Origin of the sequence: Leclercia sp. UBA2479 (genome assembly GCF_002341985.1) — a bacterium.
Taxonomy (GTDB): Bacteria; Pseudomonadota; Gammaproteobacteria; order Enterobacterales; family Enterobacteriaceae; genus Enterobacter; species Enterobacter pneumoniae.
Window position 1 is genome coordinate 429173 of record NZ_DDPB01000009.1, and the last position, 12644, is coordinate 441816.

At 55.3% G+C, this 12644-nt stretch carries 13 protein-coding genes and 1 pseudogene; 3 read left to right on the plus strand and 11 right to left on the minus strand.

All coding sequences use genetic code 11. The features are described from left to right. Window position 1: 1 nt before the first annotated feature. Window positions 2-1219, minus strand: coding sequence for an MFS transporter (locus B3B59_RS11735; RefSeq protein ID WP_286809053.1), 1218 nt, complete (start codon window positions 1217-1219; stop codon window positions 2-4). 133 nt (window positions 1220-1352) lie between these two features. Next, on the minus strand, window positions 1353-1703 hold the full coding sequence (locus B3B59_RS11740) for a cyclophilin-like fold protein (protein WP_286809054.1): 351 nt from the start codon (window positions 1701-1703) through the stop codon (window positions 1353-1355). Window positions 1704-1933: 230 nt separating this feature from the next. Between B3B59_RS11740 and B3B59_RS11745 the strand changes: the two genes are divergently transcribed. Continuing rightward, a complete protein-coding gene (locus B3B59_RS11745) occupies window positions 1934-2833 on the plus strand; it encodes a LysR family transcriptional regulator (protein WP_233803473.1) in 900 nt (299 codons plus the stop codon). A 460-nt stretch (window positions 2834-3293) separates the two neighbouring features. Here the strand turns inward: B3B59_RS11745 and B3B59_RS11750 are convergent, their stop codons facing one another. From B3B59_RS11750 to B3B59_RS11765, 4 genes are all read right to left on the minus strand, one after another. After that, entirely contained in the window at window positions 3294-4073 is a 780-nt protein-coding gene (locus B3B59_RS11750; RefSeq protein WP_286809057.1) for an NAD(P)-binding domain-containing protein, read from the minus strand. 73 nt (window positions 4074-4146) lie between these two features. Then, a complete protein-coding gene (locus B3B59_RS11755) occupies window positions 4147-4455 on the minus strand; it encodes a hypothetical protein (protein WP_286809058.1) in 309 nt (102 codons plus the stop codon). After that, window positions 4455-5768, minus strand: coding sequence for a branched-chain amino acid transport system II carrier protein (gene brnQ, locus B3B59_RS11760; protein WP_286809059.1), 1314 nt, complete (start codon window positions 5766-5768; stop codon window positions 4455-4457). Before brnQ ends, B3B59_RS11755 begins: the two co-directional genes overlap by 1 nt. A 120-nt stretch (window positions 5769-5888) precedes the next feature. Further along, the gene (locus tag B3B59_RS11765; RefSeq protein WP_286809060.1) at window positions 5889-6515 is read right to left on the minus strand and encodes a LysE family translocator; all 627 of its coding nucleotides are present in this window, start codon (window positions 6513-6515) and stop codon (window positions 5889-5891) included. 182 nt (window positions 6516-6697) lie between these two features. On the opposite strand from B3B59_RS11765, the gene B3B59_RS11770 reads away from it, so the two are divergent. Further along, on the plus strand, window positions 6698-7150 hold the full coding sequence (locus B3B59_RS11770; RefSeq protein WP_286809061.1) for an Lrp/AsnC family transcriptional regulator: 453 nt from the start codon (window positions 6698-6700) through the stop codon (window positions 7148-7150). Between the two features lie 151 nt (window positions 7151-7301). On the opposite strand, the gene B3B59_RS11775 is transcribed toward B3B59_RS11770, so the two are convergent. Further along, window positions 7302-8213 carry a LysR family transcriptional regulator gene (locus B3B59_RS11775; RefSeq protein WP_286809062.1) on the minus strand — a complete coding sequence of 304 codons (912 nt, stop codon included), beginning with the start codon at window positions 8211-8213 and terminating at the stop codon, window positions 7302-7304. Between the two features lie 122 nt (window positions 8214-8335). Between B3B59_RS11775 and B3B59_RS11780 the strand changes: the two genes are divergently transcribed. Beyond that, a complete protein-coding gene (locus B3B59_RS11780) occupies window positions 8336-9646 on the plus strand; it encodes a serine hydrolase domain-containing protein (RefSeq protein WP_286809063.1) in 1311 nt (436 codons plus the stop codon). On the opposite strand, the pseudogene B3B59_RS11785 reads toward B3B59_RS11780, so the two are convergent. From B3B59_RS11785 to B3B59_RS11800, 4 genes and pseudogenes are all read right to left on the minus strand, one after another. After that, a pseudogene (locus B3B59_RS11785) lies at window positions 9643-9836 on the minus strand (CDP-diacylglycerol diphosphatase); the annotation flags it as partial. The gene B3B59_RS11780 and the pseudogene B3B59_RS11785 overlap by 4 nt on opposite strands. Before the next feature lie 309 nt (window positions 9837-10145). Beyond that, entirely contained in the window at window positions 10146-10820 is a 675-nt protein-coding gene (locus B3B59_RS11790) for a DUF2625 domain-containing protein (protein ID WP_286809065.1), read from the minus strand. Window positions 10821-10988: 168 nt separating this feature from the next. Further along, window positions 10989-11912: a hypothetical protein gene (locus B3B59_RS11795; protein WP_286809066.1), complete on the minus strand. Its 924-nt coding sequence runs from the start codon at window positions 11910-11912 to the stop codon at window positions 10989-10991. Window positions 11913-12121: 209 nt separating this feature from the next. Next, window positions 12122-12514: a cell envelope integrity TolA C-terminal domain-containing protein gene (locus B3B59_RS11800; protein ID WP_286809519.1), complete on the minus strand. Its 393-nt coding sequence runs from the start codon at window positions 12512-12514 to the stop codon at window positions 12122-12124. Window positions 12515-12644 lie beyond the last annotated feature (130 nt).

Sequence of the window (12644 nt, forward strand, 5' to 3'; positions counted from 1 at the left end):
TTTATGAATGGTCTGCGGCAGAAGTGTCTGCCCGCGAGGTCAGAAAGATCAGTACGGTTGCGATAATCAGCATCGCGGCGCTGGCCAGGAAGGTGCTCTGGTAGCCGTGATGGTCGAAAAGCATGCCGCCCACCGTCGAACCGAGGGCAATGGACAGCTGCACCATCGCCACCATCAGTCCGCCGCCCGCTTCGGCATTCTGCGGGAAGGTACGCGGAACCCATGCCCACCATCCCACCGGTGCGGCAGTGGAAATCAGCCCCCACAGCCCGAGCAGTGCCGTCACGATGGCTACATGACTGCCGAAGGCAATCAGTGCCAGCGCAGTGATGGCCATCAACACCGGGATGGCCATCAGGGTCGGGTAGAACCCGCGTTTCAGCACCCGACCAATCAGGGTAGTGCCGATGAAACCCGCGACACCAATAACCAGCAGGACAAGTGTCACCGTTGCAGCATCCACCCGCGTCACCGTCTCAAGGAAAGGCCTGATATAGGTAAAGAGCGTGAATTGCCCCATAAAGAAGATCCCCACACCCAGCATGCCCAGCGTGACCACCCGGCGACGAAACAGCATGAATACGTTGCGGGAAGCCGCCGCCTGACGGGTGACCGGCATGGAAGGCAGACTGAGTAATTGCCAGACAAACGCGATGATGGCGACCGGCACCAGGCAGAAGAAGGCCCCCCGCCAGCCAACCACCGATCCGAGCCAGCTGCCCAGAGGGGCAGCCACGACGGTAGCCAGAGCATTGCCGCTGTTGAAAATAGCCAGCGCCAGCGGAACACGATGCACCGGGACCAGACGCATTGCCGTCGCGGCCGACATCGACCAGAACCCGCCGACCACAATGCCAATCAGGGCCCTGCCCGCCATGTAGGTCAGGTAATTGGGTGCCATCGCAATAACGGCACCGGAAATTGCCATAATGCAGGTCAGGCCGAGCAGCAGCGTTTTCCGGTTAAGCGTGCCTGCCAGCACGGAAATAAACAGGCTGGTTACCACTGCAAATGCCCCTGAAATGGCGATGCCCTGTCCGGCCATACCTTCGGTGACACGCAGGGTCTGCGCCATCGGTGTCAGGAGGCTGACCGGCATAAATTCGGAGGCGATCAGGGCGAAGACACACAGCGTCATGGCAAAGACACCACTCCAGTGCGCGGGATGTTTCCCGCTTCCTGTGATTTTTTTTCTGTTCTCGTCTGTCTTATTACTCATTCAGGGATTTCTTTTCAGTAGATAACATGAAGTCTCCGCCGCGAAGCCTTCAGCGCTGTAGGAAGAGCTGAAACGGCATACGGGGACGGGACGGTGATAAGAGGAATAATCGCGGTGCGGAAGATGCTGTGAGTCAGTTGGCGACCCTGATCTGCACCGCAAGAGGTCCGTGGCGCTGCAGGACCGCCAGTCCGGAATCCACTTTCCCTAACGGGATCAGTGAACGGGCGTAATCCCTGCCCCGGACAAAAATCGCCAGGTCGCCCCAGGGCGCGTAGTAAGTGATATCTCCGGCTTCCGGCGTCATACCGTCCGGTGCCTGTGCCGTTGAAAGCCTGCGCGGCAAGTTACTTATGCGCTCGATATCGGCATAGTCTTCCAGCGTCAGGCTGAGGGGAAGCAGAGACGCACAGTCCCGGCCTGTCGGCGTATCAAAGAGGGTGGCGGTGGCGGTTTCTCCCCCCACAATGATCTCAATTTTCATAAGCGTCTCCTGCGCCACTCCCCGCTCGTTGCCACCCGCCATTGCGGACTGCGTGACGAATAGCAGGCCGGCAAGGAGCAGCAACAGTGACGTTCTGCGGTAAGCGTTTTGCATAAGGGTTAGCGTTGACTTTTTCATCGCATTATTGTTACCAATATGCGGTGGGTTAACTAGCTAATGAATCCTTAATGACCTTATAAGTAAAATTTATAAATAGACCGGAAACAATCATGGCGAGACGCAATCTCAACGACTTACTCTCTTTCGTCACCGTGGCGCGTGAGGGCAGCTTTACGCGCGCAGCCGCGCAGCTTGGGGTGACCCAGCCCGCACTGAGCCAGGCGATTTCCGGGCTGGAAGAGCGGATGCAAATCCGCCTGCTGACAAGGACCACGCGCAGTGTGTCAGTGACGGCTGCCGGGGAGCGACTGCTGCAGTCTGTGGGCCATCGTATTGATGAGATTGAAGCCGAGCTGGACATGCTGACGGCACTGCGTGATAAACCTGCGGGGACAGTCCGTATTACTTGTGGACCTAATGTTCTGAAGACCACGCTGCTGCCAAAGCTGACACCACTGTTACGCGAATATCCGGATATTCATATTGAGTTTGATGCCAACCACGGGTTCCGGGATATCGTTGCGGATCGTTTCGATGCCGGCGTGCGGCTCGGAGACACTATCGACAAGGATATGATAGCCGTACCCATTGGCCCGAAACTGCGCATGGCCGCTGTAGCTTCCCCTGAGTATTTCGCCCGGTACGCCGCCCCTCAGACGCCACGCGATCTGATGCAACACTGCTGTATTAATGAACGCATGGTTCAATCGGGGAAAATTTACGCCTGGGAGTTTGAGCAGGAAAATGGCAAATTTCACGTTCGGGTTGAAGGCCAACTGACGTTTAACACATCGGAACACGTCGTTGACGCAGCGCTTGCCGGACTGGGCATTGCCTTTTTACCTGAAGAGGAGTTCGGCACACATCTGCGGGAAGGAAAACTGATCCGGGTGCTTGAAGAATGGTGCCGTCCTTTTCCCGGCTACTATCTTTATTATCCCAGCCGTAAACAACCCTCTCCGGCCTTTTCACTCGTTGTGGATGCGTTGCGTATTAACCGGAAAATGTAACGCTGAATTATCGGGCCAATATTTCAGGAACGGACGTGAAGGTCCACTACTGGCACTAAGCGGACTTTAATGACCGAATACCATAACAAAAGTCAGGACGGATGCTCAGGGTGAAGTTAATACGTGTCGCTTCGTCGCAGATCCGTCGCCAGGCTCATTTATCCAAACGGGGCAATAATCAGAATCCATTCCTTCCTGAAAGACAATAATCCAATTTTCGCAATAATTAATATGCTTTCGTGCCTGATACGCATCAATCCTTCTCCTCCTCTCAAGAGATCCGAAAAAAGGTAAAGTCGGATCTGGACTGAGTCTTCGTAATGAAAGATGAAAGAGATACGGCAGGAGGGAGTTCAAAGCAAAATGCAGGTGTAAACCGAAGGTCCGCTTTGAGCGAAAAGCGGACATTGCGAGTTTCAGGCAGACAAACTCCACTTGCTTTGCCACAAACATGGTGAGGTTAGTTTTCAGAATCCTTATTGCCGCCAGTTAAAGAGTGAAGTACCTCATCGGCTGCCTTTACCCAGGGCTGCATGACCTGCTGCTCACGCAAAATATTAAGGCCCTGCGCCGTAAATGTGCCTTCTGTCGCAACTGACTGCATCAGGTTATCAAGAGGAACCCCGTGGTTATGACCGGCATAAGCTGCGCAGTCGCGCATCGCGCCAAGCACAAGGCTACGGGCATGAGACGGCGGCATACCCTTTTCTGCTAACCAGTTCTGAAGGCCGTCAGCGAGGTGGTAAAGCCAGCCGTTCATGCACATGCTGACCGTCGCCAGCTCGAATAACTCTTCATTTTCCAGAACAATCACTTCACCGAGGGCGGAGAAAAATGTCCGGGTTTTATCATCGCAGGCCGTCAGCACAACCGTCGTCTGGTTTATCCCGGCGGCATACGTAAGCATCATTCTCACCACACCTTTGTGACCGAACAGCGTCTGCAATTGGTCCATACTGACACCTGCAACCAGCGAAACCAGCAACTGATTGGGTTTAAGCGATACCTCCGACGCCAGTCCGGCAAGCGCATCAGGCCGGACGCCTGCAATCACTATATCGGCATCTTCAGCGGCTGCCTGACTGCTGCCGGCTACCCGGCAGCCGCAGGTTTCACGAAGCCTTTCTGCACGCGTGGCATTTCTGGGGGAAAGCACGATTTCAGCTGCAGTTTCTGCGGCGGTCAGGCCAGCCACGATTTTTTCCGTGAGTTCACCCACGCCTAAAACACCCATTTTCATTTTCCGCTCCTTTTATTTTCAGTAGGCGGCCCGCTTATCCGCCCGCCGCTCACAACGGTCCGGGCTGGGTATATCAACGGGTTATTCGGTAAACGCCCTCAAGCAATGGCGTGCCGCACCGCAGATATAGCCCGTTGCGCTTTCTGACTAATTCAGGCTGAGCCAGCGGCAGACTACAGATGTCGCGCGCCGCCTGCGGCGTCAGCAGACGAATATCATCAACGTATCTCGTCTGTGCCAGCGCGGCCGGATAGCTTTTCCCCAGACGCCAGAGGGCGTTTTCCAGTCCGGTAAACCCTGCCAGGAGTGCTGCAATCAGGCAGGGCAGAAGAACGGCGTAAGGTACCTTCTGCCGCTCAACGTTAAGGCCCTTCATCGTCATTATCCCTCTTCCGTCAGTGAAGGCGGTGAACGCCAGCGGTCAGCGACGGCGGCGGCGAGCATGACCGCGACCGAAGGCAGCAGCCAGGCGAGTCCCTGATTGTGAAGGGGAAGAAACTGCACCAGCATAAAGGGCCACACGCTGATGCCGGCCGAAGAAAGCGCGTCAGCGATGCCGAACAGAAACGATACCAGCGCCGCAGGCGCGATGACACGGGCGGGAGAGTAAAAACGTGTCCGAATGAAATAAGTCAGGACAAGAACGATAAAGACCGGATACACGGCCGTCAGCGCCGGCACGGAGAAAGCGATTAGCTGCGTCAGTCCCATATTGGAGACCAGCATGGAAAACGCCGCGAAGAACCAGGCATAAGCGCGATAGCTAATGCGGGTCACGGAGCTGAACCAGGCGGCGCAGGCGCAGGTCAGGCCAATGGCGGTGACCAGGCAGGCCAGTGTAATGAGCGCACCCAGGAACGCGTCTCCGCCTGCGCCAAAGACATGGTGAACGTAGGCGCTGAGCACCTGCGCCCCGTTTGTGGCGCTTACGGTCAGCCCCGTGCTGCCGGTGCCGAGCCGGAAAAGGCTCAGATAAACCAGCGCCAGACCGGCGCCCGCAATCAGGCCGGAGCATACGGCATAACGCGTGATGAGGCGCCCGGACGTCACGCCGCGGGAGCGGATAGCGTTAACGATAACGAGGCCGAAAGCCAGCGAGGCCATCGTATCCATTGTCAGGTAACCGCTGGTCAGGCCCTGTGAAAAGGCGGCGGTTGCGTATACCCCTTCCGGAGCACGGGGCTGGCCTGCAGGATAAGCCAGCGCCGCTACGGCAAGGACAATCAGCGCCAGAATCTTGACCGGGGACAGGAATCTGCCCACCGTATCCAGCAGCCTGCCGGGATAGAGCGAAACCAGAATAACAATACCAAAATAAACTGCGCTCCAGACCGGCAGCCAGCGTTCGCTGCCCGTAAACGGCTGCACGGCGAGCTCATAGGAAACCGTCGCAGTACGCGGCGTGGCAAAGAACGGTCCGATGCAGAGGTAACAGATAACGGCCAGCAGTAAGCCGCACACCCTGCCAACCGGGCGGGTTACGGCTGATAATGCCCCGCCAGCCTTTGCCATCGCAATGGCGGTAATAACGGGAAGCCCGACGCCCCTCAGCAGAAATCCTGCCGCTGCTGTCCAGACAGATGTACCAGCCTGCAGGCCGATGAACGGCGGAAAGATGATATTACCGGCGCCGACGAACAGGGCAAAGTTCATGAAGCCAAGGATAATGATGTCTCTGATGCGAAATGTGTTCATTGATGTGCCATAGATGTGTTTGCAAGGGCTGTCACGCAGCGCGGTCAGCCTGATTATTCATTTCACAGAAGCCAGGGGCACCAGAGATGATGCCCCCGGACGGGGCGTGGCGTGAGCCCGTTATTTCAGGGCGGTATAGATCTGCTCACCGATGAGCAGGAAAGCGATGAAAATCATGGCAATGCCAGAGAACTGGCTGACCCGCCGCGCCGCCTCCGGACGCGTGCGCAGGATCGCTTTTGAACCCAGCCCGACAGCGCTGTACACCACCGCGCAGTTAATAATCTGAATCAGTCCCATAAAGAAAATCTGCACGCCAACTGACCAGCCGGCGTCACGGCTGGTGAACTGCGGCAGAAGCGCCAGGAAAAGCAGTAGCGCTTTCGGGTTAATCCCGCTGATGCCAAACCCCTTCATCAGCGTCCGGAACCCGTTTACCTCCCCGTCAAAGTTGCCTGCAGCCGGAACCGGGGGATTGCGCAGGACGCCCACTCCGAGCCACAGCAGATAGGCCGCTCCGGCATAGGTAAGCACCGTCAGAATGACCGGCACGCTGGCGACCAGTGCCCCGACGCCGGCCGCGACGACAACCGTTATGACAACGTACCCCAGCAGCATACCGGACACCGCCGGAAGCAGCATTCTGTTGCGCATGCCGGAAGAGATGGCATACGCCCAGTCCGCTCCGGGCGTCATGACAAGAGAAAACGACACAATCCAGAACGCTACAAGCAAACTGAAATCCACTACATCACCTTTCTGTTCAAGTAAAAACTGACAACGATCTTATCAACTGATGTGGGGGATAACTTTCCTGATTAGCCTTTGATGGCAGTTTTTTTAGAAGATGTTTGCTTTAAATCGCATATGATGAGAAATATATTCCAGCACTGAATCGTGTGGATTTGACTACCTGATAAGGCGGGAACGTGGACAGAACCGATAAAAAGATCATTGCTGAACTCCAGGCAGACGGACGCCTGTCCCTGACAGAGCTGGCGGACAAGGTCGGACTGAGTCTTTCCCCTTGTCACCGTCGCGTTAAAAGCCTTGAAGAGACGGGCATTATCAGTGGATATCGTGCTCAGGTTGATACCGCAAAGCTCGGACTGAGCTTTTCAGTGATCGTTTTTGTATCACTTGAAAAGGCAGATCGTAAGGCGGTGAGCAGCTTTGAAGAGGCTGTGGTTGAAGTCCCGGAAGTAATAACCGCGCAGCGGCTGTTTGGTAATCCGGATTATATGCTGCACGTTCTGACACGGGACATGGAGAGCTTTCAGCGGCTGTATGATCTCGACCTTTCAGCGCTGCCAGGCGTTCAGCGCCTGACCTCAACGCTGATCATGAAAACGGTTGTTAATAACAGACCGGTAGTTCCCTGATTACAGGAAGATAAAGTCACCGAGAATTATGCCAGTCACGCAGAGCCGCCCGTCAAACAACGTCCGCTTCTGGCACAAAGCGGACATTCAATTTAACAGCCTGTGGGCCTCCTCCAGCTCCCCGATATAGCCAGGTCGTCAGCCCCATCTGCTAACCAGCATGGTCGGCAAGCGTCACGGCTGACTCCGCCCAGACGTCGGGAACGATCTTCATCGCCTCGCTGACGGCGAAATTCATCGTCATGCCGGGTTTCCACAGCATGACGATCATCTGGCTCAGCGCCAGATTGCCCACCTCCACATCAATCGCTTTAACGTCACGCCAGCTGGTGGCGGCAAAATGCTTCGGCAGAAAGGCCCATCCCTGACCGCTCTCAAGCATATGGCGCAGCAGCGTACGGTCATTAGTGTAGAAGGTACGATCGGCGATGCGTCCCTGCTTCGCCGCCACGCCGTCGGGCGCCGGATGCATCACCAGCTGCGGCTGCGAGGCGAGATCGAACAGCGATACCGGCTGCTCGTCCGCGAAGAGCGACGCGGCGGCGTAAAAATCGAGTTCGACCAGCCCCACCGAGCGCCACGCCATCTCGCTGCCCAGACTGCGGTTGCGCGCCTGGCAGAGGGCCAGCTGCACCTCGCCGGTGGCGAGTGCCGCTTCCGCCTCTTCGCGCGACGCGCTCCAGGCGCTGACGCGGATATTGCTCTCTGCCAGCGTCTCAATCAGACGGCAGAGAAAAGGGCGCGGCACAAAGGGATCGTAGACCAGGCTGATTTCGTCGGAGATACCTTGACGGACGTGGCGCGCCGCCGCGTCGAACGCCTGCGCCTGGCGCATCAGCAACGCCGCCTGCCGCTTCAGCCGCTGGCCCTCTGGCGTCAGCGCCAGCGTGCGGCCCTGTCGCGAAAAGAGCGCATAGCCCAGCGCCGCCTCCAGAAACTCGATTAACTCGCTGACCGTGGCGCGATCCTTGCCAAGCTGTTTCGCCGCCTGCGAAACGGTGCCGAGCGCGGCGACGGTCGAGAACGCCTCTATCTGCGCAAAGGTAAAACTGAGATAGGCCATTTCTTCTCCCTGATGCAACTGGTTGAGGGGATTTCCCCACATATGCTGATTTTTGCACAGAGCAGGCCAAATCTATACTGCGGCTTGTCAATGTTAAGGCGTGTTACGAAGGAGACAGAACGATGAAAAGTAAAAAAAACCTGCTACTGGCAGCATCGCTGGCGACGACTGCGCTGCTGTCGTGTTCAGCAACAGCCGCGGAGTCTGCGCCCTGCGGCGGCGTACCGCTGAGTGTTTGTCCGACGCCGTTCGATCGCACCCTGCCCGATCCCAAAACCATGCTCAGCTGGGATCAACAGGATCGCGTGGTGGGCTTTCGCAACGACTACCGCAACTACCCCGCCGATGTTTTTCATCACGGTACCGCCCAGCCGCTGCCGCTGGCAAAGCATCAACTCGGCGAGGTTAGCTACCGCGTCAACAGCCAGCGCTACAGCATGGCGGACTACCTGAAGCGTCAGAACGTGGCGGGAATGTTAGTACTGAAAAACGGCCAGATCGCCTACAAATATCTGGCGCACGGCAACAGCGATAGCACACTCTGGACCTCGCGCTCGGTGGGTAAATCAGTGGTGTCGACGCTGGTCGGCGTGGCGCTGAAACAGGGGAAAATCCACTCACTGGATGACAAGATCACCGATTACGAGCCGGAGCTGAAAGGCACCGCCTGGCAGGACGTGACGCTGCGACAGCTGCTCACCCACACCTCCGGCGTTGCGTGGAATGAAGATTACACCCAGCCCGACTCCGATTTTGCGCAGCTGACCCAGTGCGAGGCGCGGCCTGGCACCTATGATTGCGTGCGCGGGCTGATTACCGGCCTGAAGAAGGCGCATCCGGCGGGCCAGCACTGGTCCTACTCGTCGGGCGGCGCCTGGCTGCTGGGCGACGTGCTGGAGCGCGCCACCGGCATGTCGCTCGCCGCGTATCTGCAGCAGAGCATCTGGCAGCCTTACGGTATGGCGAATGACGGTGTCTGGCACGCCTATCAGCCCGGCAAACATGACGTCGGCGCGCACGGCTTCAACGCCACGCTGGAGGACTGGGGGCGCTTCGGCGAGTTTGTACGCCATGAGGGGCGCCTGCCAAATGGCGATAAAGCGCTGCCGGACGGCTGGCTGAAGCTCGCCTCTGACTGGACGCAGGCACAGGGCTCGGTTTCCGCCGCGCATCCGCAGGGCATTTACGGCTTCCAGTGGTGGAACAACGAGGTGCCAGCGAACGCGAAAAACGTCGAGCCTACGCCGCAGCAGTCGCTGAAGGGGTCGCTCTGGGCGCTGGGCATCTATGGTCAGATGATTATGGTTAATCCCGACGAGCAGCTGGTAATTGTGCAGTGGTCGACCTGGCCGCAGGCGGAACCCTCGTTCAGCGCCCAGCCGCTGGAGGCGTCGCTTATGTTTAGCGCAATCGCGCAGCAGTTGCGCGACTAAGAAAAATCGGGATGGGGGCTGTCAGCTGGCGGAGCCGTAAGGATATAGCAGCGTTTATCCAGCAGCGATTCAACGGAGGCGCGATCGCCCTTGTCCCCGCCGCGCCGGACCGCATGGTCAGCAGGATATATTCTTTCTCGCCCGAGAAAGTAGTATGTACCAGCGCCACGTCATACTCCGCCAGCTGCGGCGTAATACCGGTAGCCTGCATCAGTGGATCTTCCTGAGGACAACTGCCTGGCAGAGCATGGCTTACTTCTCCGGCTCGGCGCCCTTTACAGCGCAGCGCGCCGGGCTCGGAGATTTCCCCTGCTCACCCCTTTGCTGTATTTGCGCATTAGACAGCCGGCTGCTCTGACTCGTGACTGCTCTGCGGAAGCAGATAACGATTAGGTGGAAACCGAAGGTCCGCTTTGTGCGAGGAGCGGACGTTCAAAGTTGTTCTCACAATGTTAAAAGTATTACTTACATCGTGGTGTCTTAATCTGCATGGACGAGGTTATTCGCCCTGCATGTTGGTTAATTGATGTTGTAAGTTCATGCTTAACGACCAGTGCTCATCAACAGACGCAACAGCTCGTGAACGCTGCTCTATAGCCAATTGTGGCTCGGTCCACAGGAAGGGATAAAAGGAGTAAACCGCGTCACCATTCATTTCAGATGTTTCTTCACGCCAGCCTGTCCAGCGTACGCTTTGATAGAAACTTTCCAAATTGCCGCAGAGAGCCCAGTGCAGAAAACCTGAATAGTTAGTATCAAGGCTCTCCCATTCCAGAGAATCTGGTGCGAAATAATATACGCCGCCTCGATCTTCACCGAATTCACCACCGTTAAGTGCAAAAAAGCCCCCCGATACATCATCAGCAACCAAGAGCGCCTGAAAATTCCGGCCTGTTGTTACAGATTGCGTCCAGGAAGCAGGAGCTCGTGCCAGCCTGGGATGACCAGAGCCTAAAATCCGCAACCAGCCATTATCAACCAGGATGCCACCCGTTTCGTATAACACAGCGCCTAGCGGGGAGAGCGTTGTAACCTGAAGCTGATGTAAGGCAAATCTTGCGATCGTCGGGTCACAGGGAAGCAGTTCATAATTATTGTTCGCTTCTTTCAGCCATTGCTGCACCATAAGCCAGCCAGAGCTTTGCTGATCAATTAATTCAGTCAGTTCCCTCATACCTTATCCTTTATCGCACTTCGCATCTTAAGCATATATATCGGACGACTAGCCGATAACCTGAACATGGTCAATTACATGCTCCGCAAGATAAACATAGCATTAGATTAGCAACGTCCGCTTCTGACACGGAGCAGACAGCAAGATCAACCGCTGATGCGATCAGCTTTATTTTTCGCGAAAGAAAAAATGCACTTTCCCTTGCTGTAATACAACGGCAGGTAAACCCTTATCTTCTTTGGGCGAGAGATAGATCATTACCCACGCTGGAAGATGGCGGCTAACTTGTTGCATGAAGGCATAATTCATACGCTGATTTTTTGCATCCGATTGGCCGGCGCTGTTTATAAATACCGGGCTGAGGTGACTTCCATTTAACCCATCGTGCCTTACGAGATAACTTTTCCCGGTCGCATTCACACCTATGAAGTCAGGAGTGCGAACAATTTTTTCTGCGTCGTGGAAGCTGGTGTAAAAGCCGCAGGTCGGACTATTCTGGCTTGCAGGATCATAATATTTATTTTTTGGAAGCTCACACCCCGCATCTTTATCTGCAAATTTAACGACCAGATAGCGGGATTCATTGCTCTGAAACACGTATTTTCCTAGCCAGTCATTATATCCCTCTCCCTTACGGACATCGCCATGTTTGCGTTTAGATTCTTTTAAGGTCGCTAGCACAGCAGATTCAATTTTATCTGAGAGCAACAGTGATGCCGCCTCAGGGGTAGGGGCCAGTTCAGTAGGGATCCACGCCAGAATTCCATCGGTTTGCCACTCTTCCACGCCCATACTCGTTGGTCGATACTGCAGTAACGGGGTTAAAGGCAATGACGCTTCATTTAATTTATCATTTTCAACTATCGGAAAAGTAAAATCGTAATCCGTGCGGCTGAACATTTCGCTTTGAGAGTGGCTGACCTGGGCATCGCTAAAAGGATCCATACCCGATGCGTTGCTGATATTCCAGGCGATGCTATGTTCAGCGTGGTATGTGTACGGCTTTGCAGAATTGTCGCGAACGCCCGAGCAGGCCGTCAGTAGCAGAGTTGTAAACACAATTGAAAGTGATCTCGATAACAAACTATTCATTCATACTTCCCGTTGTTTAATCATAAGAAACTAATATCGGCAACACCGGCCAATAGCTTAATTTTTATGGATATATAAAAAAGGGAAATTGGCTGGAAACCTTTCGAAAAGAATAAACTGGAACGACAGCCGCTCGGGGAGCGGACGAACTCAATGAGCGGAAGTTCTGCTGAGAGCGAGAAGCGGACCTATTAATGTTCATGGTATGACTAGCCCTGCAAATCAAAGCGAGATTTTTGAAAATCGCGGTACACCGCCTCATTAGTGAAGGCCGGAAATGTGGCTTTCTGGGCTGCTGATTTTACCGCTTCGCAATATGCTTTATTACCATCACTGGTTGATATGTTTAAAGCCGTGCCATTCTGCGCAAACTCGATATGCAACCGAAACTTCTTCCCTTTCCAGTTTTGTGGCTCAGCAAGTTTTGCATTTATCGCTGCTCTTATCGCCCGCGCTTGCGAGCCCCACTCATCCCGATCATCCCAATTGCCAGAACCGCAATTACCCAGTGCAGTGGTTTTATGGCATCCTGAAGGTTGTAATGGTGCGCAACCCATTGCCAGGCTGGCCACAAATGCCAGCATAGACACTTTAATTGCCATTCGATTCGCTCTCACTCCTTGCTCCCTCATTCGATTAATACCTTCATACACACTGAGATATTGTTCCGTCATTACTGGCGCATTTTCAACTACTCGTAATGGTAATGACGTGGTCGCCATTACGTTGTCA